At 43.8% G+C, this 25,180-nt stretch carries 20 protein-coding genes and 9 tRNA genes; 9 read left to right on the forward strand and 20 right to left on the reverse strand.

Features of this window, described 5'->3' with window-relative positions; translation table 11 throughout:
- Positions 1-18 precede the first annotated feature (18 nt).
- On the reverse strand, positions 19-492 hold the full coding sequence (locus AB4161_RS04150) for an NYN domain-containing protein (protein WP_010429860.1): 474 nt from the start codon (positions 490-492) through the stop codon (positions 19-21).
- A 323-nt stretch (positions 493-815) separates the two neighbouring features.
- On the opposite strand from AB4161_RS04150, the gene AB4161_RS04155 reads away from it, so the two are divergent.
- A complete protein-coding gene (locus AB4161_RS04155) occupies positions 816-1,313 on the forward strand; it encodes a DUF4174 domain-containing protein (protein WP_372072954.1) in 498 nt (165 codons plus the stop codon).
- A 51-nt stretch (positions 1,314-1,364) separates the two neighbouring features.
- Here the strand turns inward: AB4161_RS04155 and cobA are convergent, their stop codons facing one another.
- The 9 genes from cobA to AB4161_RS04200 all read right to left on the reverse strand — a co-directional run bounded on the left by cobA (position 1,365) and on the right by AB4161_RS04200 (position 7,540).
- On the reverse strand, positions 1,365-2,141 hold the full coding sequence (gene cobA, locus AB4161_RS04160) for a uroporphyrinogen-III C-methyltransferase (protein WP_136979551.1): 777 nt from the start codon (positions 2,139-2,141) through the stop codon (positions 1,365-1,367).
- Between the two features lie 277 nt (positions 2,142-2,418).
- On the reverse strand, positions 2,419-3,234 hold the full coding sequence (locus tag AB4161_RS04165) for a formate/nitrite transporter family protein (RefSeq protein ID WP_017062558.1): 816 nt from the start codon (positions 3,232-3,234) through the stop codon (positions 2,419-2,421).
- Positions 3,235-3,357: 123 nt separating this feature from the next.
- Entirely contained in the window at positions 3,358-3,681 is a 324-nt protein-coding gene (gene nirD, locus AB4161_RS04170; protein WP_017069123.1) for a nitrite reductase small subunit NirD, read from the reverse strand.
- A gap of 14 nt (positions 3,682-3,695) precedes the next feature.
- Entirely contained in the window at positions 3,696-6,269 is a 2,574-nt protein-coding gene (nirB, locus tag AB4161_RS04175) for a nitrite reductase large subunit NirB (protein WP_017062560.1), read from the reverse strand.
- 616 nt (positions 6,270-6,885) lie between these two features.
- Positions 6,886-6,959 (reverse strand) — tRNA-Cys (locus AB4161_RS04180).
- A 64-nt stretch (positions 6,960-7,023) separates the two neighbouring features.
- Positions 7,024-7,110, reverse strand: a tRNA-Leu gene (locus AB4161_RS04185).
- Between the two features lie 80 nt (positions 7,111-7,190).
- Positions 7,191-7,266 (reverse strand) — tRNA-Gly (locus AB4161_RS04190).
- 46 nt (positions 7,267-7,312) lie between these two features.
- Positions 7,313-7,386, reverse strand: a tRNA-Cys gene (locus tag AB4161_RS04195).
- A gap of 67 nt (positions 7,387-7,453) precedes the next feature.
- Positions 7,454-7,540 (reverse strand) — tRNA-Leu (locus AB4161_RS04200).
- Positions 7,541-7,889: 349 nt separating this feature from the next.
- Here AB4161_RS04200 and AB4161_RS04205 point away from each other — a divergent pair.
- Positions 7,890-8,678 carry a lipase family protein gene (locus AB4161_RS04205; protein WP_372057413.1) on the forward strand — a complete coding sequence of 263 codons (789 nt, stop codon included), beginning with the start codon at positions 7,890-7,892 and terminating at the stop codon, positions 8,676-8,678.
- Between the two features lie 75 nt (positions 8,679-8,753).
- Here the strand turns inward: AB4161_RS04205 and AB4161_RS04210 are convergent.
- The 6 genes from AB4161_RS04210 to AB4161_RS04235 all read right to left on the reverse strand — a co-directional run bounded on the left by AB4161_RS04210 (position 8,754) and on the right by AB4161_RS04235 (position 12,567).
- Positions 8,754-8,827: transfer RNA gene (locus tag AB4161_RS04210), tRNA-Cys, on the reverse strand.
- A gap of 64 nt (positions 8,828-8,891) precedes the next feature.
- Positions 8,892-8,978 (reverse strand) — tRNA-Leu (locus tag AB4161_RS04215).
- A gap of 80 nt (positions 8,979-9,058) precedes the next feature.
- A tRNA-Gly gene (locus AB4161_RS04220) sits at positions 9,059-9,134 on the reverse strand.
- A gap of 46 nt (positions 9,135-9,180) precedes the next feature.
- Positions 9,181-9,254, reverse strand: a tRNA-Cys gene (locus AB4161_RS04225).
- Between the two features lie 200 nt (positions 9,255-9,454).
- Positions 9,455-10,900, reverse strand: coding sequence for an ATPase RavA stimulator ViaA (viaA, locus tag AB4161_RS04230; RefSeq protein WP_017064542.1), 1,446 nt, complete (start codon positions 10,898-10,900; stop codon positions 9,455-9,457).
- 11 nt (positions 10,901-10,911) lie between these two features.
- Positions 10,912-12,567, reverse strand: a complete 1,656-nt coding sequence (locus AB4161_RS04235) for an ATPase RavA domain-containing protein (RefSeq protein ID WP_017067123.1) — start codon at positions 12,565-12,567, stop codon at positions 10,912-10,914.
- Between the two features lie 288 nt (positions 12,568-12,855).
- Here AB4161_RS04235 and AB4161_RS04240 point away from each other — a divergent pair, with 288 nt between their 5' ends.
- The 5 genes from AB4161_RS04240 to AB4161_RS04260 all read left to right on the forward strand — a co-directional run bounded on the left by AB4161_RS04240 (position 12,856) and on the right by AB4161_RS04260 (position 17,229).
- Positions 12,856-13,371 (forward strand): NUDIX hydrolase, encoded by a 516-nt coding sequence (locus AB4161_RS04240; protein WP_017062564.1) that lies wholly within the window; start codon positions 12,856-12,858, stop codon positions 13,369-13,371.
- Between the two features lie 39 nt (positions 13,372-13,410).
- On the forward strand, positions 13,411-14,415 hold the full coding sequence (ltaE, locus tag AB4161_RS04245) for a low-specificity L-threonine aldolase (RefSeq protein WP_017069124.1): 1,005 nt from the start codon (positions 13,411-13,413) through the stop codon (positions 14,413-14,415).
- A gap of 88 nt (positions 14,416-14,503) precedes the next feature.
- The gene (locus AB4161_RS04250; protein WP_017069125.1) at positions 14,504-14,818 is read left to right on the forward strand and encodes a cytochrome c; all 315 of its coding nucleotides are present in this window, start codon (positions 14,504-14,506) and stop codon (positions 14,816-14,818) included.
- A gap of 167 nt (positions 14,819-14,985) precedes the next feature.
- Positions 14,986-15,921: a ribosome biogenesis GTPase YlqF gene (gene ylqF, locus AB4161_RS04255; RefSeq protein WP_029405588.1), complete on the forward strand. Its 936-nt coding sequence runs from the start codon at positions 14,986-14,988 to the stop codon at positions 15,919-15,921.
- A gap of 282 nt (positions 15,922-16,203) precedes the next feature.
- Positions 16,204-17,229 (forward strand): GGDEF domain-containing protein, encoded by a 1,026-nt coding sequence (locus AB4161_RS04260; RefSeq protein WP_372082859.1) that lies wholly within the window; start codon positions 16,204-16,206, stop codon positions 17,227-17,229.
- A gap of 169 nt (positions 17,230-17,398) precedes the next feature.
- Here AB4161_RS04260 and AB4161_RS04265 read toward each other — a convergent pair whose 3' ends face one another.
- Positions 17,399-17,944 (reverse strand): GNAT family N-acetyltransferase, encoded by a 546-nt coding sequence (locus AB4161_RS04265; protein ID WP_372082860.1) that lies wholly within the window; start codon positions 17,942-17,944, stop codon positions 17,399-17,401.
- Between the two features lie 166 nt (positions 17,945-18,110).
- On the opposite strand from AB4161_RS04265, the gene AB4161_RS04270 reads away from it, so the two are divergent.
- Together AB4161_RS04270 and AB4161_RS04275 are read left to right on the forward strand one after the other, a co-directional pair.
- On the forward strand, positions 18,111-19,253 hold the full coding sequence (locus AB4161_RS04270; RefSeq protein ID WP_017062601.1) for a fatty acid desaturase: 1,143 nt from the start codon (positions 18,111-18,113) through the stop codon (positions 19,251-19,253).
- Between the two features lie 239 nt (positions 19,254-19,492).
- Positions 19,493-19,783 carry a putative quinol monooxygenase gene (locus AB4161_RS04275; protein WP_017062602.1) on the forward strand — a complete coding sequence of 97 codons (291 nt, stop codon included), beginning with the start codon at positions 19,493-19,495 and terminating at the stop codon, positions 19,781-19,783.
- Positions 19,784-20,014: 231 nt separating this feature from the next.
- Here the strand turns inward: AB4161_RS04275 and manA are convergent, their stop codons facing one another.
- From manA to mngB, 3 genes are read right to left on the reverse strand one after another with little or no spacing between them, the layout of a single operon-like run.
- The gene (gene manA, locus AB4161_RS04280) at positions 20,015-21,202 is read right to left on the reverse strand and encodes a mannose-6-phosphate isomerase, class I (protein WP_017070588.1); all 1,188 of its coding nucleotides are present in this window, start codon (positions 21,200-21,202) and stop codon (positions 20,015-20,017) included.
- 2 nt (positions 21,203-21,204) lie between these two features.
- Entirely contained in the window at positions 21,205-22,371 is a 1,167-nt protein-coding gene (locus AB4161_RS04285) for a glycerate kinase (RefSeq protein ID WP_102320779.1), read from the reverse strand.
- Positions 22,372-22,416: 45 nt separating this feature from the next.
- Complete coding sequence (gene mngB, locus AB4161_RS04290) at positions 22,417-25,056, reverse strand: mannosylglycerate hydrolase (RefSeq protein ID WP_372082861.1); 2,640 nt, start codon at positions 25,054-25,056, stop codon at positions 22,417-22,419.
- Positions 25,057-25,180: the final 124 nt, after the last annotated feature.

Genomic DNA, 25,180 nt, shown 5'->3' on the forward strand with positions numbered 1-25,180 from the left:
TAAAGTGCCCGATTTCCTCTATAGAAGAAAATCTTTTTCAATCGGTACAAATTTTGATGCCGAATCGATAAGATTTTGAGCAGTTAACCCGGGAACACCATACACTTCAACAGGCTTGCCAAAGCGCTCTTTGATTCGCTCTACAAGGATTTCGAAATCACCGTCTCCTGATACCAAAACAATCGTATCAACCGTCTCAGCAAGTTCTATCGCGTCTAACGCAATACCCACATCCCAATCGCCTTTTGCACTGCCATCTCGACGCTGAATAAACGGCTTTAACTTCACATTAAAGCCCACACCACGAAGGATATGATGAAATTGACGCTGCTTTGGATCTTGGCTTGAGATTGCGTAAGCATTAGCTGCAATAACGTTACGCCCTTCCGTGGCAACATACCAAAACTGGTTATAGTCGAAGTTAGAACGGTATTTGTCGCGCGTCGTGTAGTAAACGTTCTGAACGTCGACCAAAATTGCTATGTTTTCCATAAATTCATACCTTTAGATTTTCCGTATACCCTATTCTATTCAATTGTAAAATGCGAGTCGCTTTACTCAATAAAAATGAACCTGCCAGCTATCGTTAACGTAAATCTAATATCTTTAGCGTAAAGCTAAGTGTCTTTACGTAATCCTAACTATGCTTATTGTAAGTGGATTTGTTTTGAGCGTTTCTTAGGTGGTTCTGATCTTCACCTTCTTCTTTACGTAGCGTTCAAATCGTACTCAGGCTTAGAGTTTTTAAAGGGAGGTTGGCAATGCTGCACCGACAAACACACAATTCGATCGTAAGCATCGACACAACCAAAGCGATGCAAACTTTAAATCAACCATCAAACTCTGGTAGCTGGTTTAGTTTGCTTAAACTACTGACCATCAGCACGTTAATAATCATGAGCTTAACCATCAATTCAGTACTCGCCTACCCCGCTTATTCTCACTCAAAGCCTTTGCCACACCGCAGTGTGATTTATTTCGCTCCAAAGGAAGATTCAATCGTTAAAGAGTTTCTGAATGAAGTGTTGCTCAATAACTGTCAATTGGACGAACGGGATGTCGTCATTATGGTTATTGCTGAGAGTGGTTACACAGTCCCAACTTGGTTAGAAGAAGAGTTTAACTTAGAAGCAGTCACCAGTATTTACGAGATCCCGAAAGGATCACATACCGCTGTTTTGATTGGTAAAGACGGGAAAGAGAAGCACCGATGGAGTGGCAAAACAGATTGGAAACAGATCACCAATATCATTGACGAAATGCCGATGCGCCAACAAGAAATGCAGCGACAAGGCAGCCGCTGCAGTATTTGATTCTTGATGGACTCAGTAGTGGCTTAGAGATCCAATTAGAAGGTCAAACGATCAAGCTTGTTTGTTAAACCAAGCAAGTTTTTCATGGAGCTGAGCCACGCTGCCTACAACAATCAGCGCTGGGCTCTTTGCGACGCTCGCAAGGTCAGCTAAATCACGTAACCCACCTCTAAACACCTTTTGTTCTTGGCGTGTACCGTTTTCGATGATCGCAACTGGCATGTCAGCTCGCATACCATTATCGAGTAGATTCTTCTGAATGTTCGGACTCTCTTTCAAGCCCATGTAAAACACGATGGTATGGTTGTGCTGAGCAAGAGATTGCCAGTCAATATCTTCGCCATCTTTCTTCAAGTGACCTGTAATAAACTGCACGCTTTGTGCATGATCACGGTGCGTCAACGGAATGCCCGCATAAGCCGTTGCTCCGGCAGCAGCTGTGATGCCCGGAATCACTTCAAATCTCACGTCATTCTCAGCTAGCGTTTCACACTCTTCACCACCACGGCCAAAGATAAACGAGTCACCACCTTTTAGGCGTACTACGTGCTTGTTCTCTTGCGCTTTGGTCACTAATAGTTGGTTGATCTGATCTTGCGGTACACAGTGATGATCAAGCTTTTTGCCCACATACAGCATTTCTGCTTCTGGATTAGCCATCGCCAAAATATCTTTTGATACCAAGCGGTCATAAACCAACACGTCTGCTTGTTGAATCACTCGTGCGGCTTTTAGCGTAAGTAAGTCTGGGTCGCCCGGACCTGCACCTACCAATGAAACAAATCCTTTTTTTACTTCTTTAACATTCGATGACGATACTTCTGACATGCTGCGCTCCGAAGGTTTGCTTGTTTTATCTCAAGCTTAAATCTATGTGATAAGTCACTGTATTCATGATGACTTATCCAAATCCTTAACCCTTAGACTATCAGGTGTTGATATAAATATTCAGTCTAAATACTAACGAAGATAGAAGTAATTATAACAAAACAGTCTATTGCGAGTAATTTGCGCAATGATATAAGGGCTTTCGAACTAAAAAAGCCCCAAACATGTTGTTGGGGCTCTTAATCTCATACTAAATTACGTTTCACCCTACTGAGGATTACTTAGCACCTAGAGAAGGCGCAGTTTTAGCGTGAGTTAGGTATAGAGGAACACACGTCATTAATAGACCACCAACGATGTTACCTAGGATTGTTGGGATAAGGTTGAAGTTCAACCATGTCGCAATACCGAAGTCAGCGCCAAGAATCATACCCAGTGGGAATAGGAACATGTTTACTACTGTGTGCTCAAATACGAGTGCGAAGAAGATGAAGATTGGGAACCACATCATTGCTACACGGCCAGATACTGTGCGTGCAGTCATGTTGCCAATCACACCTAGACATACCATAAGGTTACAGAAGATACCGCGTACGAAACACGTGATCCATCCGTCCATACCCATGTTTTCAAAACCTAGGCTACGACCTGTAGAAACAGCAATGAACTTTTGAGCAACAGCGTTTGGTTCTAAAGAGAAGTTACCCGTTAGTGATACTGCAACAAGGAAAGCAACAATCAAAGAACCGATAAGGTTACCAAGACCAACAATACCCCAACAACGTAGGATACGACCCCAAGTAATACCTGGGCGGTTGTCGAATTTCGCTAAAGGTGCAAGGCCGAATACGCCAGTTACTAGGTCATAACCCATTACACTTAGAATGACGAAGCCAACTGGGAACACAAGTGCGCCAACAAGGCCAATACCGGTTTGAACCATTGCTGTAATAGCAACAACAACCGCTAGAGAAAGGATGATACCAGCCATAGTGCTTCGAATCAGAAGATCGCGAGTACTTGTTTTCGTTTTCGCTTCACCCACATCAATCATCGTTTGAACGAATTCAGCTGGTTTGTAATCAGGAGACATAAGGTTGTCCTTAAAAAGTTTAAATTAAAAGTTAAAATTGGATAGGAAAAGGCTCTAGTTGCCGAGTTAAGGCAATATCGAGAACTAGAACCCTTGAACTATCAAATCTTACTCATCCGAAGATTAAGCAGAGATTTCTACAGCGCCTTTGGCAACACGAGCTTTGTACGCTTTCACGTTGAAGTTCTCGTCTTCCATGCACACACCTGTTGCTAGGTTAAAGCGTTGCTTCTTAAGTGGGCTTGCTACCCAAAGCTCTTCTTTGTGCTCAACAATCAAGCCACGTGATAACACGTTTGACTGGAAGTAAGGGTCTGTGTTGCTAATCGCGAATACTTCTTCAGCTTTCGTTGGACGGAATACAGCTACTTGCTCACCACCAACCAACGCACAAACACCTGTACCTGGGATAATGTCTTCGATCTTACAAACTTTGGTAAATGCCATGATGTCGTCTCCCCTTAAACAGATTCTACGTGAATGATGTCGCCCTGATGCTTTGAAGTAATGGCTTCAGGGTGTTTCTCAGTGAATGTCGCAGGACGGTGTTGTTCACGACCATCTTCAACAAACACAACGTTATCATCGCGGTCATCAGCATTGATGAAGTGTGCAAAGCGCTTAAGTTGAGCTTCGTCGTTGATTGTATCTGTCCATTCACAAGCGAAGTTATCAACTAGGCCAGCAATGTCAGTTTCAAGTTGGTCATTGATACCAAGCTTGTTATCTACAATCACTTCACGTAGGTAATCAACACCACCTTCTAGGTTGTCCATCCATACCGAAGTACGTTGTAGTGGCGCAGCCGTGCGGATGTAGAACATCATGAAACGGTCGATGTACTTGATTAGCGTTTCTTGGTCTAGGTCGCTTGCCAGTAAGTCTGCGTGACGAGGTTTCATACCACCGTTACCACATACATACATGTTCCAACCTGCGTCAGTCGCAATAATACCTAAATCTTTACCTTGAGCTTCAGCACACTCACGAGTACAGCCAGACACACCAAACTTCATCTTATGAGGAGTACGGATGCCTTTGTAACGGTTCTCGATCATCACGCCTAGGCCAACTGAATCTTGAACGCCGTAACGACACCAAGTAGAACCTACACATGTTTTCGCCATACGAAGTGCTTTTGCGTAAGCTTGACCCGTTTCGTAACCTGCAGCGATTAACTTCTTCCAGATTGCTGGTAAGTCATCTTTCTGAGCACCAAATAGGCCGATACGTTGTGCACCTGTGATCTTGGTGTACAAGTTGTATTCAGCAGCAACATCAGCAAGAACGCTTAGTGCTTGAGGTGTTACTTCACCACCCGCCATACGAGGGATTACAGAGTAAGTACCGTCTTTTTGCATGTTACCTAGGAAGTTGTCGTTGGTATCGTGCAGCTTCACTAATTCAGGCTTAAGGATGTGTTCACCCCAGCAAGAAGCAAGGATAGAACCTGCTAGAGGCTTACATACTTCACAGCCGTAGCCTTTACCGTATTTCTCTAATAGCTCATCGAACGTTTTGATTTCTTCGATGCGAATTAGGTGGAAAAGCTCTTGGCGAGAGTATGCAAAGTGCTCACACACGTCGTTCTTCACTTCAACACCAGCTTTAGCAAGTTCAGCGTTTAGTACTGAAGTCACTAGTGGAATACAACCACCACAACCAGTACCTGCGCCTGTTACTGCTTTGATATCACCGATTGTGTGGTGACCTTCAGCAACCGCTTGAGCGATCTTGCCTTTAGTCACATCGAAACAAGAACAGATAACAGCAGACTCAGGAAGAGAATCCGCGCCAAGTGTTGGCTTTTCAGCACCAGCATGAGCAGGAAGAATCAATGCATCTGGGTGTTCTGGTAGGTCGATTTCGTTCAGCATAAGCTGTAGAAGATCACCGTAGTCAGACGTGTCGCCAACCATTACTGCACCAAGCAGCTTCTTGTTGTCTTCAGAAACGATTAGACGCTTGTAAACTTCTTGTTCTTCGTTTTGGTAAACGTAGCTCTTACAGCCAGGAGTACGACCGTTCGCATCGCCGATAGAGCCTACTTTCACGCCCAAAAGCTTAAGCTTCGCAGACATGTCAGCACCTTCAAATGTGCTTTCGTTACCAACAACGTGGTCAACCGCTACCGTTGCCATTTTGTAACCAGGAGCCACTAGGCCGTAGAACGTTTGGTTCCAAGACGCACACTCACCGATTGCGTAGATGTCTTTGTCTGTCGTTTGACAGTGATCATTAATCTCGATACCGCCACGTGGTGCAATACCCAGCCCCATTTGACGAGCAAGTTTGTCTTGTGGGCGAATACCAGCAGAGAATACGATGAAATCAGTTTCTAGCTCTGTACCGTCTGCAAAGCGCATTACGTTACGAGCTTCAGTGCCTTCAGGAGCAATCTCAAGCGTGTTCTTACTTGTATGTACGTTAACGCCCATACGTTCGATTTTTTGACGAAGTTGGTTACCACCCGCTTGGTCAAGCTGCTCAGCCATTAGCTTTGGAGCAAACTCAACAACGTGCGTGGTTACACCAAGAGCTTTTAGTGCGCCTGCAGCTTCAAGACCAAGCAAACCACCACCAACAACCACACCAGATTTAGAATTCTTAGCGGTTGCTTCGATAGCTTTCAAGTCTTCGATTGTGCGGTAAACGAAACAGTCTTTACCTTCGTTACCTTTGATTGGCGGAACGAATGGGTATGAACCTGTAGCAAGGATTAGCTTGTCGTATTGAATTTCACGACCAGTACTTGAGTAAACTGTTTTCTTTTCACGGTTAACGTTAATAGCACGCTCACCGATCAGCATGTTGATGCCGTGTTTCTCGTAGAAGCCTTCTTTAACTAAAGAAAGTTCGTCCGCAGTATGGTGTGAAAAGTAAGAAGAAAGGTGTACACGATCATAGGCTACGCGAGGCTCTTCACAGAAGACTGTGATGTCCATGTTAGCAACGTCTGTCTTCTCGACTAAATCTTCGATATAGCGATGGCCGACCATCCCGTTACCGATTACGACTAGCTTCATCTTGCTCATAAGAATTCCTGAAGGTTATATATTTCTTAACTGAGCGAATAATGAATTATGAAAGAAAATGAAAATATGATGTAAATCAATTACGAAATAGAACTACCCTAAAGGGGTAGGACAAAAGAGGTAGATCTGCTGATTTATCATACGAAGCAAACGAATAACCGTAGGTTTAATAAGGTTTAGCGGGGTTTTATATACACTTTCGTGTAGTAGATAAGATGTTGTAAAGTTTCACAATAGGTTAGCAGTAACACAAGCAAATGACAATCATTTTCATTTGTGGTCATAATAAGTGTAATAACTCATGAAAGCGTTACAGGATCATGAGCAACTATGTATAAATATGAAGAATTTAATGACGCAAAAGACAGTCGCCCTTTTCCATTCCCCACTCATTCCACTCACAAACGGCGCAATTGGTTAACAGATGCTGTTGGTTGTTTAGCAAATGATAGGTTTACATAAGGAAAAGACCGGCACAAAAGTGATCTGATATAGCTTGTTCCTAGTGGTGCTACTGATTAGAGAGCATACGTGGAAGTTTGAACATAGCATGAGGGTTTAGAATTTCAGATAGCAAAAAGGCCAGCATTTCTGCTGGCCTTTCAACTTTGAATAGTGGAGGCGCCTCCCGGAGTCGAACCGAGGTCCACGGATTTGCAATCCGCTGCATAGCCACTCTGCCAAGGCGCCTTCAATAGTGTTTTAAGAGAACAACTCTTTTGATTAATACCAAGCGAGGTAATAATCAAATAGATGGTGCCCCGGGCCGGACTTGAACCGGCACAACGCGAACGTCGAGGGATTTTAAATCCCTTGTGTCTACCAATTCCACCACCAGGGCACGCAATTCTTTATTGCGATGCCGATTACTGAAAAGTAAAACACCATCTTAATGTCGAAATGAATCAACACTACAAAATTTGGAGCGATACATCGGGTTCGAACCGATGACCTCAACCTTGGCAAGGTTGCGCTCTACCAACTGAGCTAGTATCGCATTTTCATTCTTATTATCTCTTAACTTATCAAACTAAGAGAAAGAATGGAGGCGCCTCCCGGAGTCGAACCGAGGTCCACGGATTTGCAATCCGCTGCATAGCCACTCTGCCAAGGCGCCTTTAATAGTGATTTAAGAGAACAACTCTTTGTTCATCACTCTACTCAAAATGTAGAAGCTAGATAGATGGTGCCCCGGGCCGGACTTGAACCGGCACAGCGCGAACGCCGAGGGATTTTAAATCCCTTGTGTCTACCAATTCCACCACCAGGGCAACGCAATCTTGCGAGGCCGATTACTGAAAAGTAAAAACACCATCTCTCAGAGACCTAAGCCGTGAGAACGAGGTGTACTTTAACGGAAGGAAAAAATTCGTCAACAATAAATTTTATCTTTTAATTCAAGTGATTAATTATCGAACTCAAAAGAATAAATTTAGTGCAGCTTGTACGGTTCTTATACTTGGATTTCTAATTTAAACGGACAAATCACTGACAACCATTGATTCAAATACCAATTGAATGCGGTGATTTTATTGTTTTAAACCAAGCAAATGGCGTTTTCATGTGCTTTTCACATTCAACGATTAGAGTTTAAAGTAACTCTTATTAAGAAGTAAACATGTGAAACCACTAAAACAATATCAATATGAGCGCTATGCCGTTCTTTGTAACCTCGCCTACCCTAGAGTTTTTAAGCAGACTCGCTATGGTTTTGACCCTAATGGACAACGCATCATCAAGAACCAGTTTGGTAAAACCATGATTAGAGTGTTGTGGAGTAGCGACAAAGATGAAGTGGTTGTGGTAATCAAAGGATCGCACAGTATCTCAGATTGGCTACTAACCTTTGCTCTATGGACAAGAAGCTGTAAGAGAATTGGGCTCAATTATCGTGTGCATGCGGGTTTCTACCATCTAATGTTTCAAGAGAGCCAGCCAAGTCGTAATGAAGATAAGCTTGGCTTAACCGTTATTGAGCGCTTGGAAGCCACGCTCACACCTCTCATCGAACAAGGAAAAAGAGTGTCTATTACTGGCCACTCTTCCGGAGGCGCTATCGGTTGTGTCTTCGCTGATTACTTTGATCAAAAGTACCCAGGCTGTATTAAACGAATAGTGACTTTTGGCCAACCCGCCATTGGTGATTGGAGCTTTCGAAAGCACTATCGCATGAGTAAGAAGACCTACCGAATTTGCTGTGACATCGACATCGTGACCTTCATGCCACCGGTTCCTTTGCTCTATTGGCATGTAGGTAAAGTGCTTTGGCTTTATAACGGACGAATCTATGAGAACACTCCTACATTAATCCGCCTTGGTCGCTCTATCTTTAGTTGGCTGATAAGACCTTTCTCTTACCACTTGATGAGCAAGTATATCCGTAACAAAGATTTCTTTGATAAGCATTGAAATGGGTACGTAGGAAGCTTTTAGCGGGGCCAGAAACGAAAAAACCAGTCACTAGGACTGGTTTTTTCTGAATTATGGAGGCGCCTCCCGGAGTCGAACCGAGGTCCACGGATTTGCAATCCGCTGCATAGCCACTCTGCCAAGGCGCCTTCAATAGTGTTTTAAGAGAACAACTCTTTTGATCAATACCAAGCGAGGTAATAATCAAATAGATGGTGCCCCGGGCCGGACTTGAACCGGCACAACGCGAACGTCGAGGGATTTTAAATCCCTTGTGTCTACCAATTCCACCACCAGGGCACGCAATTTTTTATTGCGATGCCGATTACTGAAAAGTAAAACACCATCTTAATGTCAAAATGAATCAACACTACAAAATTTGGAGCGATACATCGGGTTCGAACCGATGACCTCAACCTTGGCAAGGTTGCGCTCTACCAACTGAGCTAGTATCGCATTTTCATTCTTAATATCTCTTAACTTATCAAGCTAAGAAAAAGAATGGAGGCGCCTCCCGGAGTCGAACCGAGGTCCACGGATTTGCAATCCGCTGCATAGCCACTCTGCCAAGGCGCCTTTTTTAATTCAACACTTTAGGGACTTAAGTAAGCCGCACCGCTGTGTTCGGGTGCCTACTTTACGGATTGAGGGGAGATAGTCAAACAAAAAAGTGAATTTAAATTCCGTTTGCTGACATTTAAATCAAATTGCTGCATGTTCGATCTCTTTAATCAAAAAACACACAGCAAAATCGAGTTAAACAAGATGTTCTAGCGCTACCACTTCTTCATGAAACGACCGACAAGACTCGGATGATACGCCCAGCAGTGGTCAAACATAGTCATAAGTTGAGGGTTGCCATACTTAGAAAGACTAACCGCATGGAAACGGTTTTTGTGTTCTTTCAACTTTTCAACCTGAGCAATCATTTCGTCTGATTGTTTCGGCGCAATAAAGTCAGAAAGTACGATTAAATCGGCATTCTTGTATTTATCACCAGTCATTAGGTCAATCGACTTCATGAGAACAGGTTCCAAATCCGTACCGCCGTGGAATGAGTAACTTAAGAAGTCGCTCGCTTCACGTAGGCCATCTTGCCTTGTTAACTCATAGGTAATCTGCTCAGAAGAAAAAAGAATCACATAACAGTCTCTCTCTTCTGCAAGAGCAATTTGCATTAAGGCATAAGCCATTGCTTTAGCAGACTGCTCAGGGAAACCACTCATAGAACCCGAAGCGTCCACACAGACGATAAACGGGCCCTTTTCAATATCGATGTTCTTGCTATCTGGTTTTTGCGCCTTCACTTTGCGTAACGTGCGTGATTTACCTTGCGAGCGATAGCTCAGTAAACGCTTGTCGGCCAAGTGCTTGTAAAAGATAACCTCAAGTTCAGGATAAGCTAAGAACATGGTTTCGTTTGGCAGCATCTTGTTAAGGTCATCACTTTCATGAATCCCGACAATATCATCGACCGCTTCATCGCTTTTCTCTTCAACCACCTGCAATTCTTCTACAGGGGCTTTGTGTAGCGAAGGATCATCTTCCTCACCAGCCATACGGCCTAGCTTTTCAGCGATCTCTTGCAAGCCCTTGTGCTTATTCAAGAACTCAGCATGACGTTTCATGATGGTAAGGTCTGTTTTGCTTAATTTGGCAGAAGCCATGTCCCACAAGCGCCCTACACTGCCTTCATCACCCGACTCAGTCACTTTATCCATGTTTTTCATGGTTTCCATGCGCTGATAAAGATCGGCTAAGACTTTTTCTTTGCTTGTTTCAAGTTCAGTTACTTGAGCTTGTTTAATCGCATCAGAAAGTGATTGGTACCATTGGTCGCAAAAGTAGTGTGGAAACATCGCGTTATAAACACCCTTGTTGTTCTCCATAAGGCGTCGAGCTTGTAGATAAAACGCTGAGTGCCACTCCAGCTTTTTGATAACGCTGTCAATCTCATCAAAGAACTGAGGTTCATCCCAGTAAATCACTTCTTGGTAAAGGGCGATTTCCTCTTGGAATCGATCAGTTTCACACACCTTAGTAACGCGTTTTTTAACTTTACCGCGCCATTTAACTAAGTGGTTTTTCACTGAGGTTTTCACACCTTTGTTCTCTGCAGCCATCATGACTTGAGAACGAGCGATGAGATCATTCATCGCGGTATCAATGATTCCTGAATCAGCCACCATCAAAGCGAGGTTTAAGCCGTCTGCTCCTAACATATGCTCTCCTCTTACTCGAAGTACTGGCTCATAAACTTAATACGCTGAGCAATCTTGGCACTCTTCACTTTCGTGGTTTCAAGATCTTGCGTTACCGATTGCAAACTTGCTTCCATCGCTTTTGGTAAATCAGGGTCAATATAGTTATGAGGTAATGCATCATGGAATTCAGTACGAACGCGTTTTAACTTGAATTCAGCTTCAGTTAACTGTTCTAAGGCTTTCTCAGCGCCACTCAACCACTTGTTGTACAGTTCTTGGTCTAAACCGTCAGTAGTAACCACACTCACCAATACAGAGCGATTGGCGATGTCTTTAATCACTAATTGGTTTGATGCATCCAAGTCGAGTTTTAAACGGCATAGGTTTTTATTTTCGTTTACGTAACCGTAAATATCACCGTGACCTTCTTTAAGAACACGATCAAAATCGTCTTTGGCTACGTATACCCAACGGCTATCGCCTTTCTCAGATTCAGAAACCGACATGTTGCTTTGCAGCATAACCAGTTTCACTAGATTGTAAGCACTGCCCACGCTGTACATTTTCGCGTTCTTGATGTCATTCTGGTAAACATCTTTACGCAACAAGCCACTGGTTGACTCCATAGAAAGTGACACCGACAACGTTGATTCAACATCGTCTTGAATCTCTTCTAACTCTTCACGAGACATTTCAATTTGAGCTTTCGACTCTTGTTGATCAAACGCTCGGTTCAATGCAAAGTCTTTCACCACGCTACGAACCACATCACGTGATTCTGGGCTATGCCACAAACAATCTTGCAGAAGCATAATATCCAGCGGGTTCACGCTATCGCGACCACTGAAGAACGCACTCGCTTTCAATAGTTTAACGGCCTTCTTCCAGCGTCTGTCTGATACATACAATTCTGACTCTGAAGCAGAGCCTTGCTTCTTAACCGTCTCTTCAAGCATGGTTTTTAGTTCAAACAACTTATCAAACGAATTGTCTGTCAGTTCCAGCTTATCGAGCTCTTTCTGCCATTGATGGTATTCAATGTCCGTAATCGCCAAACCTTTTGGAATTACCGCTTCTTGAGAAGTACCCGTCGTCAGCATCGATTTGAAGTTTTGTTTGTTTTGAATACGGTTCACGAACACGCGTACCAACATACGGTCATAAAGTGCTTCCAAGCCGCTGTCTTCATCTGGAAGTTCGTTGGATGCCGATACTAGTAGACGCATCGGTACACGTTCAATATCACTGCCGTTTTTGAAAGTCTTTTCGTTAACGACAGTAAGTAGCGTGTTTAGGATTGCAGGGCCGGCTTTCCAGATCTCATCGAGGAAGACGACTTGTGCAGTTGGTAGGTAGCCTTCGGTTAGTCTTACGTAACGACCGTTGTCTTTTAATTCTTGGATACTTAGTGGGCCGAACACTTCCTCGGGAGTAGAGAAACGAGTCATCAAATATTCGAAATAGCTGCTGTTATCAAAAGCCTGAATGAGACGTTTCGCGATAAGGCTTTTTGCGATGCCCGGAGGGCCTAATAGAAACACGCTTTCACCAGCCAAAGCAGCCAGTAAACAAAGCTTAATGGTGTCTTCTCTTTCGTAGACACCATCAGACAGAGCATGCGCTAATTTATTGATTCTTTCAGAGAGTAGCGCCTTGTCAGCATGTGAAGAAATAGAAGGGTTCATGCGTTACTCCGAAAATCTTTGAACAGTTGAGAGTGTAGAATTGTTTTTATACATTTGTTAGCGCTTTGTTACAAGTGCATTTTATTATTGAGTTGCATTTATATCAGATGGTTACGTCGGTAATTTTGGCGCAATCATAGATTCCAATTATGAGAGTAACATCACGAACGGCGTGAAACTAAATCTAATACGAAACCTAATTTTTCTTTTATTTTCGACACCATAGACGTTATGGTGGTGCACGTCTTCCGTTATACGAAAAATTGGCAAGGAATGTGGCCAGACTGCATGAGTAAAGTTATCCATAAATGGAAAAGTATTTCTCTCATAGAAGAGAACGTGACGCTCCCTACGAACGTCGTGGTAAAACATACAACAATCAATCACCCTGGCGCGGCAGTTATTCTTCCTATCACTTCGTCTGGAAAAATCATCCTCATTAACCAGTTCCGCCCTTCTCTAAAGAAATGGCTTTTGGAACTACCCGCAGGCACGATGGAAATAGATGAGACACCTCTTCAATGTGCCCAACGCGAACTGGAAGAAGAAACAGGTTACAGTGCAACTTCTTTTCAAAGCTTGGGGCAAGTCACCCCTTTGGCTGGCTTCTGTGATGAGATACAACATCTGTTTGTCGCAAAAGACTTAAGCCTCACTACCCGCTTTGAATGCGATGACGATGAAGTAATAGAAGTGATCGAACTGAGTTTAGAAGAACTGCACGATAAAATACGACACGATCAAATCACTGATACCAAAACTATCGCTTGTTTAAGTAAAGCCCAACTATGTGGCCATCTATAGCCAATTATATGGCTACCTAAAGTACTCTAGGAGAGAAACATGGACTTTCGTTCTGATACCGTAACTAAACCTTCGCAAGCTATGCGTGACGCAATGGCAAACGCAGAAGTGGGCGATGATGTTTATGGCGATGACCCAACCGTCAACGAACTAGAACAGTGGGCAGCAAATGAGACAGGCTTTGAAGCGGCAATGTTTACCTCTTCAGGTACACAAGCCAACCTTCTTGGCTTAATGGCGCATTGTGAGCGTGGTGATGAATATCTGTGTGGCCAGCAGGCGCACAACTACAAATACGAAGCTGGCGGCGCTGCGGTCCTTGGTTCTATCCAACCTCAACCAATCGAGAATAACCCAGACGGTACTTTAGACTTTAAAAAGCTTGCCGCTGCGATTAAGCCCGACGACAGCCACTTTGCTCGTACCAAGCTTCTTAGTTTAGAAAACACGATCAATGGTAAAGTCCTGCCAATGTCTTATCTAGCGGAAGCACGTGAGTTCGTAAACCAACACGGACTTCAAATGCACCTAGATGGCGCGCGCGTCTATAACGCAGCAGTCGCATTAGATGTACACATCAAAGAGATCGCACAACATTTCGATTCTATGACGATTTGCTTATCGAAAGGTTTAGGCGCTCCTATCGGTTCATTACTTCTTGGCAACAAAGAATACATCGCAAAAGCACGTCGACTACGTAAAATGGTCGGTGGCGGTATGCGCCAAGCAGGTATTCTTGCCGCAGCGGGAAAAATGGCTTTAACAGAGAACGTTACTCAACTTAAAGCTGACCACGAGAACGCAAAAAATCTAGCGATTGGTTTAAGCAAACTAGAAGGTTTTTCTGTTAACCCTGATTTCATTCAAACTAACATTGTATTTGCTAAGTTAGATGAGTCTGTGGATATCAACCGAATCGCACGCGAACTGGGCGAACAAGGCATTACGATGTCACCAGGGAATCCTGTTCGATTTGTTACTCATAGAGATATCAGTTCAGAACACATCGCTACTTTCCTAACTAAGTTGGAAAATGCGCTTTAAGCCATACTAAATGTTCACCCAGAACAAATAAGACTTGAGCTTCCCCTTAGGGGAAGCTTTATAATCATGTTTTTACCGGAGTAAAAACGTGCATTACCCAACCTTCGCTCTAATATTGCTAGCTCTTTCCTCTAACCTTCATGCCTCTGATTTTGGCGACGCTGAACTAGGTAAAGTTAAATCACCAAGCTGCGTTTTTTGTCATAACCCTACCAGTCAATCGACTAATAACTCCTATCCTAAGCTTTCTGGCCAAGATCCAACCTATCTCTTTAATACAATGAAAGCGTATCAAACCGGAGATAGGCAGGGCGATTACGCGGATATGATGCGAGCGCAACTAAGTAAGCTTAACGATCAAGATTTGAAAGACATAGCGGCTTTTTACGCTTTACAAGATTAGCGGCTCCCACCTTCAATAGGTCAATCATCAGCTAAATAAACATCACCAAGTCGCCTATACTTCAAGCAAACTCACTGAGCTCATTGAAGGTCGGGATAGATATACCTTTACACGTATCATCCAACCCTTACAATGTGCAGCAAATATATTTATCAAGGTTTATCTCTATGTCTATTCAATGGTTTCCGGGTCACATGCATAAAGCCCGCAAAGAAATCGAAGAAGTTATCCCACAAGTTGATGTGATCATCGAAGTACTGGACGCTCGTATCCCGTTCAGTAGTGAAAACCCAATGATCTCTTCACTGCGCGGCGATAAGCCTTGTGTAAAAGTGCTGAACAAGCGTGACCTTGCAGATCCTGAACTGACTCAACGTTGGATTGAGCACTTCGAGAAGGAGCAAGGCGTTAAAGCGATTGCGATTACGACTAGCGTAAAAGAAGAAGTTAACCACGTTATGGAGCTGGTACGTAAACTGGCACCGCACCGTGAACAGATGGGCAAGAATATTCGTACAATGATCATGGGCATCCCGAACGTGGGTAAATCGACCATTATCAACTGCTTGGCTGGACGTACGATCGCGGTTACTGGTAACCAACCTGCGGTAACTCGTCGTCAACAACGTATCAACCTGCAGAATGGCGTGATCCTTTCAGACACTCCAGGAATCCTTTGGCCTAAAGTAGAAAACCCACACAGTGGCTTCCGCTTGGCTGCAACAGGTGCTGTAAAAGATACAGCAATGGAATACGATGAAGTGGCATTCTACACAGTAGAATACCTAGCAAAGCAGTACCCTAACCTTTTGCAAGAGCGTTACCAAATTGAAGAGCTGCCAGAGTCTGACATCGAACTGATGGAAGCGATTGGCCGTAAGCGTGGTGCACTTCGTGCCGGTGGTCATATCGACATTCACAAATGTTCAGAAATCCTGCTTCACGAATTGCGTAATGGCACTTTAGGTAAGGTAACGCTTGAGTTGCCAGAAATGATCACACAAGAGCTGATCGAAGTTGAAGAAGCGGCTGCGCTGAAAGCGGAACAACAGATTAAGAAAAAAGAAGAGCGTCGTAAGCGTTACCTGAAGAACAAGCGTTAATCGCGATTAGTTTTTATAATCTGCTTTAATTTCTGTTTACCACTCTTACACCAGCCTCTAGATATTCACGCTCTATCGATAATAGAGCGTGAATATTGCCCGCTACCGTTTGTTGATCTAGCTAACATACTGACAAATCTATAGAAATGGTCGTTTACAATCCCAAAGACTGTGACATACTACGCAAATTATTGTGTATCAATCTCGGCTAATTTCTCAATGCGCTCTTATTCTGGGTTCAAGAATCAAAGATTTAAAACCTATTTCGATAATGAAATTTATTTGCCGTACATAAATTTCATCTACATCCCTATCTCAATATTCTGTGCTTTTATCGTCACCGACTACATCCACTTTGGTAGCGAGTGCATTACGCCTATCATTTTCCGAGTCATACTTTTTTTATTGATGATGGCCGCCGCCAGATACTGTATTACAAACAAACCCAACGTTTTGAAACTCGTAGAAAGTGCCTTCCTTGTAATTAGCTCACTTTTCTTGGTCTATATCGGTCGACTAGCCATCGAGCTGAACAACTTCGATTACCAAGGTGGCATCATTTTAGTGATGATCTACATTGGTACGTTTTCAAGATTGTCAGCCAGATACAGTATATCTACGCTGTCGTTTATCTTTTTGGCTTATCTCATCGGCCTTGCGCCACTGCTTTATGAAGCGGAGCCAGAGCATGAAATAGAAACAATTTCCGTTTATATCTCGGCTTACATCCTAATCTCAGCGGCCTGTGTTAGACGTGACCTGGAAGTACACAAACGTTTCGCTCAATCCGAGCAACTCCGCAAACAAGCGATTCAGCTTCGCAAGCAATCTAATATGTTCGAGGCCCTTTCCTATCAAGACGCACTAACGGGCTGCTACAACCGCCTTTATCTTCATCAGGTGATAGAACCGAGCATAGACCGTCAGCGATCCATTACATCGCTCATGATAGATATTGATCATTTCAAATCGATTAACGACACCTACGGCCATCAAATGGGTGACATGGTGATTAAAGAACTGGCCGATGAGATTCAAAAACGACTACCGACTAGCAGTAACTGCTTTCGATACGGCGGTGAAGAGTTTTTGGTGCTGGTCCAAGGAGAAACCGAGGCTTCAATTGAATCGCTGGTTAATGCCCTTTTAGAATCCCCTACTCGCCTTAGATTAGAAGTAACAATTTCAATCGGTGTGAAACATGCCCCTCAAGCCCTTGGTTCTGTCGAGCAGCTTATCGACGACGCTGACCAAGCACTCTACATTTCGAAAAAAGGCGGTAGGAATAAGATCACATGGTGTGATTAATCGCCCAATATTTCACGCATCTTTGCGAATCATTAAAACGACCACTAATTCAATCAAAAAAGCCCCGAGCAACTTAATACTCGGGGCTTTTGTCTTTGTTCTTCTGCTTTAAAATAGCTTCGTTAAGAACCTGCTACTCAGCAAAAAAACAGTATTCAACAAGAATCGACTAAGAATACACAACGCTCGCTGTTTTCTGTTCAAGTTCAACGGGAGAGCTCCAAGAAATCACTTTTTCATTCACTTGGTTGCCACATGGTGCGTTCCAAACTTGCTCTAGTTCTTCTTTGCCACCAATCGCCTGATAAAAAGCAATCGCTTGGTGGTTCTCAGACATCACCTCTAGGTAAAGCCCTGAGTCCGAATAGTATTGCTGCAACCACTTCGACAATTCAGACAACAGACGCTTGCCTACACCTCGTCCACGATAATTATTATCTACATGTAACGCATCGATGAACGTACCACGCTCAAAGTTGTGATTACCGAACGCGCAGACAAAACCAACCAGTAAACCGCCTTCCTCAAGCAATAAAACATGTTGGTTGAAAGGAGGATTAATCAAACGAGTCTGCCAAATAACAGATCTGTCCTCCAAAACATCATGTTCTAGGTAATCATCAGCAAGAATGCCACGGTAATATAGCTTCCAGCTATCCGCGTGTAATTGGGCAATCCGCTCATAATCTTTATATTCAGCTACCTTAATTTCCATTTATTAGCCCTTAGTACTTCCATTTATGACTTGCTACTACATTTCACACTACCTTTATACAATATTTAAGCAAAACATACTAATACACGTTTACACTTTCAATATTGACTTACACGTGTACGCTGATATTCTAGCGCACAGATGTAAGCCCAATGGAAATTTGCTAATGAATAGTGCCGACAAACAATCTACAAAAAAGCCGCCATTAATCTGGCTCAATATTTTTGTGTTCTCTTTTAGTATGCTGCTTGCTGTTGTAGCGGCTCCCGTTTATGGCTACTTTTTTGGCTATGGCATGGAGCACTGGATATGGCTAGCAATCTGCTTTACGTTCTGTAACCTTTCAATCACGACAGGTTATCACCGCTTATGGTCACATAAAGCGTTTGAAGCGCATTCAAGCCTAAGATTCCTGTTTGCATTAGGTGGTGCATTTGCCCTGCAGAACAGCGCGCTACACTGGTCTTCTGATCACCGTGTTCACCACAAGCATGTCGATAACAACGACAAAGACCCATACTCTGCAAAACGTGGATTTTGGTACTCACACATTGGCTGGATGATTCGTAATTACAGCACCTCAATGTACGAAAACTACGAAAACTGCCGTGACCTTAAAAAAGATAAGATTGTTATGTGGCAGCACAAGCACTATGTTCTGTTAGCATTACTAATGAATTTCGGTGTTCCTATCGCTTTAGGCGTGATTTACGGTGACGTGATTGGCATGTTGTTAATCGTAGGTGCAGTTCGTTTGGTACTTAACCACCACACAACATTCTTTATTAACTCTCTTGCTCACATCTGGGGTAGCCAACCTTTTACTGACAAAAACACAGCGCGTGATAACGGTGTGTTAGCAGTACTCACTTTCGGCGAAGGCTACCACAACTTCCACCACATCTTTGAGAACGACTACCGTAACGGCATCTACTGGTGGCAATACGATCCAACAAAATGGTTGATTAAGAGTGCTTCGTTGATGGGACTGGCAAGTAAGCTTAAGAAAACCCCTCAAGCTCGTATTGAGAAAGCTGAAGCGTCAATGTTACTTAAACGCACCCAGCAAAAAATCATGCATCGTGCCGACAAGCAACAAATCGCAGAGAAGCTTCAACAAGAGTTTGATGCTCTAGTATCAAACATGAACGAATATTACGAAGTTAAAAAACAGCTACTTGAAAGCAAGCGCGAAGACGTTGTGAAGAAGTACGAACACTCTGTTCTTAAGGTTCGTTATCAGCAAATCAAAATGAATTTCGAACAACAGAAGAAAAATTGGGCAATGACGGTTGAGCAATACGCTTAAGCTAAAACAGTACGCTTAACACCCCAGTAACAACACAGTTTGATTCTTATTCAAAAGCCCTCATATTGCTATGAGGGCTTTTTTTAATTAGCATAACCTACTCGGCTCTGGCCCTATGCTCTCGAGTTTGAATTGTGGATGGTAAGAACCATAGTTATTGGATTTCAGAACTCTTTCTTCATTCTGAATTTATACTTATATTACTTAAACTTACCGAGTTTAAAGCGAAGGAATTGAAAATGAGCAAACTGACTATTATTGCAACGATCGTCTCTAAAGAAGACAAAACTGAGCTTGTAAAAGCTGAGATGATTAAATTGATCGATAAAACCCGTGTTGAAGACGGCTGTATTAACTACGATCTGCACCAAGATAACAGTAACCCTGCTCACTTCGTTTTTCATGAGAACTGGGAGTCTGAAGTTCATCTAGAGAAACACTTAGCGAGCCAACACATCGCTGACTACATGGCTGCGACTGAAGGTTGTATTGAAACCTTTGTGCTTAATAAAATGACGCACATTGCCTAACCAGTCACTCAGTACTAATTCAATAAAAAGCCCTGCTCTGATCGCAGGGTTTGTCTTTTCTACAAGCTTATATCTGCTCATTCTAATAATGAAAAAACCCGCCAGAGTAGCGGGTATGGTCAATAATCATGACTGTCAAAGACAGATAGGTAACAACCATCAATCCAATATTGAGTACCACTTTACAGTGGCACTCTGACATTTCTTTTGCTGATCGCTAGCACGGGGGCACTAGTTAAAAGCACGAGCCAAAATGCCATTCCCTTGATATTGGTAAACACTTGAATTACTACTTACAAAGACCGATTCTCCGGGCTTAAGAGAAACTGACCGCCCTTCTGAAGTGACGGTCGCCTCTCCTTCCACACAGAACAAGATCTCCGCGCTACGTAGATACTGTGACTTGCTCTCATCAGTCGCAGACAAGATATCAAAGCCAAAGTCATCCACTGGAATCGGATAACTCATCTTGCCCTCTTTCAATACAGGCTTAAGGCGGATATCTTCTGGCTTAATCGGCTCAAAGATTGTGTTGTCGATAAGCTCAGGGACATCGATATATTTGGGAGTGAGACCGGCACGCAGCACATTGTCTGAGTTTGCCATAATCTCTAAACCCGTACCTTGAACATAAGCATGTGGGGTTTCTGCGAACAGGAACATCGCTTCACCGGGCGCCAGCTCAACCGTGTTAAGCATTAATGGCGCAAATAAGCCAATATCACCTGGATAATGCTGTTTGAATTCGATGCTGTATTGAAGAGCTTCACGCCCCATGACCGTTTTGGCTGGTCGCGCATGTGCAGCATAAAGCTCATTAAGCGCAGACGCTTTGCGGTCACCTTCAAGAGACATAATGGCGCTAAAGAACGACTTCAAAGAATCACTGTCGGCATTGGCTTTTAGTACATTAAGCTCAATCGCTAACGAAGGAATATCCGCTTCTTCGAACAAGGCAATAATGTCGTCGATTGGACGAAAGCCATTCATCGCTTTGTAGAAGGTCAACGCATAAACCAACTCAGGTTTATGGTTTGGATCTTTGTAGTTGCGATTAGACGCATTCAAAGGGATACCAAGTGCATTCTCACGCTCAAAACCTAATTCTGATTTTCGCTTGTTCGGGTGAACCTGAATCGATAACGGTGTTTCAGCGGCCAACACCTTAAACAAGAAAGGCAATTCACCGAAACGAGCCGCCGTGTATCCGCCTAAGACATCGATTTTGTTTTCATCAATCATGTGAGAAAGCGATTCACCGGTATCGCCTACCTTTGAACAACCATTTGGATGAGCACCCATCCAAATTTCTGCTTGAGGTTCCTGGTTTGGGTTCACAATACCAAACAATTGGTTAATGGAGTCTTTGCTTCCCCATGCGTAGTTTTGAATAACGTTGTCGAGTTTAAATAGAGACATAATTACTTCTCATTAAAAATCTGGCTACCAAGCTTGAGCGTGGCGGCGATATTACGGGCAGTACGAGTCAGGTTTTGATTCGCTTCTGATAAAACTTGGTCTAAAGACTGAGGTGAACGTACGGTTCCAAATAAGCTAGACATTGAGCCGTAAAGTTTTTCAACGTCTTGCCCCAAAGAGCCCGCAATTCCAATGGTTGGAATACTCAACTTTTGAGCTCGCTGAGCGATGCCGAAAGGTGTTTTACCTTGCAGGGTTTGGTTGTCCATCTGCCCCTCTCCGGTCACGACCAGTGAAGCACCTTCAAGAACCTTATCTGCATCCAAGGCATCTAATACCATCTCAATACCCGCTTTAATTTGGATATTGAATGCAAGACTTAACCCCAGAGGTGTACCACCAGCAGCACCAAATCCAGCTGTGTCGCGATGATTAGTACCCGTATGTGCTTGAGCGATATCGGCAAAGTGCCCGATCGCAGTATCAAGTTGTTCAACTTGAGCTTTTGATGCGCCTTTTTGCGGACCAAACACAGTACTGGCTCCGCTTTCGCCACATAATGGATTATTCACATCACACGCGACCACGAACGTCACTTCTTTGCATCTAGGGTGCAGTCCTTCAAGATCGATGCTTGCTAACCGGCTTAATTCGGCGCCGCCACCAGATAGCTCGTTGCCTTGCTTGTCTAATAACTTGCCTCCCAACGCTTGTAAGATGCCAGCACCTGCATCATTGGTTGCGCTGCCGCCCAAACCAATAATGATTTGTTCAACACCTTGATCTAGTGCATCTTTGATCAATAGCCCAGTACCAAACGAAGATGCGGTTAACGGTGCTCTTTCTTCTACGGTTAATAGGTCTAAACCCGATGCTTGAGCAAATTCCACCAAGGCAGTTTTTACGTTGGCGCCATCAACAGTCTGTTCCAACGAAGCCCAATAAGCCGTACATTCACGCCCGATTGGATCCGTCGTGTGCAGCCGTTGCTTCTTACCATTGAGCGCCTCTAGCAACACGTCTACCGTGCCTTCTCCGCCATCGGCGAGTGGCATTTTCACAAACTCTGCGTAAGGGAAAACATCGGCAAATCCACGCTCAATGCAAGACGCAACTTGATGAGCGTCGAGTGATTCTTTAAATGAATCAGGGGCAATTACAATTTTCATTGTCGTTCACCATTCCCGCCCACCAAGGTTAGCGGGTTATCGAAATTAGAATTTGATTTGGAATGTTTTTGCTTGGCAAGGTGCTATCTGGCCGAACTCTTCAGATGCTACATCACCTTCGCGTACGCGCTCGTCCATGCTTGTCTCTTTCCAGCTTGAAACCGCTTGAGTAAAAGAGATTGAATCCGATACTGAACCCGATTCTGCCGGGTTGTAGACACGCATGATCAGTGCATCTTCGTCTTCCGCTTTCTTCAGCACACTCAACACCGCGCCTGATTGTTGCTTAGACAGAAGGCTAAAACTCATAGGTAGGTTCTGCTCACCCACGTTGAGCTTCATCGCGTTGTAAGGGATCTTGTTGTAGCATTCGATTTGAGTGACATTGTCACGTGCTTGCGCCATGATGTTCGCGTCAATATGGTTACCAGAGAAACCGCACAGCGTGAATTCACACACTAACTTACCGCGCACTTGCGAATCTGGTGTCGGAATCTTGATGCCTGATGGACGGCCTGGGCGAAGCAATAGCTCTTCTTTACCCAACACGCCGATACCACGGAACAGTGTCAGTGCGAAGGTATCTCGGTTTTCGTCACCTTGAGATGCAATCACCTCAAATTCACGTAGACCATTCGACATAATCGCCATGCCCGCTTTGCCGTTTTCTAATGCAGCGAAGTTCATCAGTTGGTAAACCGGAACCGGTGCTTCTTTCCACTTCTCTTCTTCCCAAACCGCCATAGCAGGGTCATTGGTTGGTCGAGTAATACAACCGAACTGGTTGTCTGCAACCACAGTTTCAGAAACGAATGGCGTTGGTACTAAGACACGTACACGGTGGTCGTCGGCTTGGTTGTCTAGTTCCATACGTACTTCAATGCGGCGAGAACCTTGCTTCAATACCACTTGGCATTGCGCTTCAACGAATCCGTTTTGACCCGTGCGTTCTTCACGCTCTGCAAGGTTTGCAGGTACGTTCATTCGGAAAGCGATGTTCGCTACCGATTGGAAGCCTTGGTGGTCAATCGATGTTTCGACTGGGAACTCGTCTGAATACAGTAACCATTCTTGACGAGATGGAGAGTAATCGTACTCATCACCGTCATCAGAACCGTCTTCCAAACGAAGTACTTGGTCGAATACTTGCTCTGTCTCTTTATCGAAAATAGTCAGAGTACCGTTGTCGTTTACATTGATTCGGTAGTACTCGTTCTCTAGTAAGTAGTCTTTTTGTTCTGCAACTTTTACTGCACCCTTCTCGTTACCTTGGATGTGTAACGTGGTGAAGCCCATCGCTGGCACAATGCGTTTGATTTGAATATCAAACTCCATGAACGGGTCGTAGTTACCGTAGTGAACGATTTGACGGTCTACTTTACCCGGGTCAATTTGGCGCTTGTCTTGGATGAAGTACTCAACTGGGTTTTCGTTTTCATCAAAGATAGAGAACTCTTGAGCACGGATAGTGATAGTGGTGTTAACCACTTCTTCACGCTCGTATGGAGAAAGGTTGAACATCGCCAGTTTGTCGCAACCTTCGCGATCTGGCATGTGGTCAACAATCTTACGCTTGTAGAAGTGAATCAGGTTGGTCGCCATGTCGTCAGCAAGGATGTAACGGTTTAAGATTTCAGCGTGTACCTTGTCTGAACAACAGCAACCAATAGAGTCATGAGCGTGGTTCTTCATGCTCTCTTTCCACATTTTCTCAATCAAACCGTGGTGGTATTCAAAACCTAATGTCCAAGCGATAGACGCTAGCGGTTCTAAGATGTTTACAATCTTGTTTTCGATTTCTGCGTGGATCAGTTTGATGTCCATACGCGTAGAAGAGATCGTACGGTGAACACGCATGTATTTACCGTCGTTGAACTCGCCTTTGATTGTGTCGAGTTGGTCGCGCGCCGCTTCTACTTTCTCGAACACTTCTTCGTAACGGCTCATTGAGAATTCACGATCTGGGTAGATTTCGCGAAGCTTGTCCATTACTTCAAAGATGTCTTTTTGAATCGGCATTTGGTCGTGGCCGTTCGGTAGCAAGATATCTTTAGTCACCGATGGCTTTTCTAGCACTGGGAAGTACTTATCTAAACGAGCACGCAAGCCTTCTTCGTCTTGTGGAAGGTATTTACCAATCGCGTAACCCAGCGGAAGCACTTGTGCCGTTACTTCACTGCCGTCATTAGACTGCCATAAGAATTCTGTTTTGTTGGTGCCATGACGCTCTGAACAACCACGCCAGAACATTGCACGCGTGATGTCGAAGCCGTTGTAGATCATTGGCAGCTGTGAGCTCATGCTGAATGAATCTGGTAGGTAACCAATCTTCATTGCATCGCCAAACTTCATACAGTCACGAATACCATACATCATGTTGCGTACAATTGACTCACCAGAAACTTGCATTGTGTCGGTTTGAGAATACCAAGGGCCAATAATTAACTTGCCCGCTTCAACCAATGCTTTTACGCGCTCTGTGTTTTCTGGTTTGATTGCGAAGTAGTCTTCTAAAACGGCGGTTTGACCATCTAGAACGTAGTATTTGTATTCTGGATCGCTCTCCAGACGGTTCATGATTTCTTCCATGTTGTTCACAAGAAGAATACGAGACTCTTCTGTTGTGAAATACCATTCACGATCCCAGTGCATGTGAGGAGTAATATGTACGCGTGATGTAGTCATAATCATTTACCTAAATGTGTCGCTTCGAGTAAAACTAAAGTTCGAACCCAAATACGACTAAATTAAATTTTTTCAAGGAGTTAAAATTGGCTGCCACTAAATTTAGGGTGCAGAAAACCACGCC

The sequence above is a fragment of the Vibrio sp. 10N.286.51.E5 genome (assembly GCF_041469125.1).
Taxonomy (GTDB): domain Bacteria; phylum Pseudomonadota; class Gammaproteobacteria; order Enterobacterales; family Vibrionaceae; genus Vibrio; species Vibrio crassostreae_C.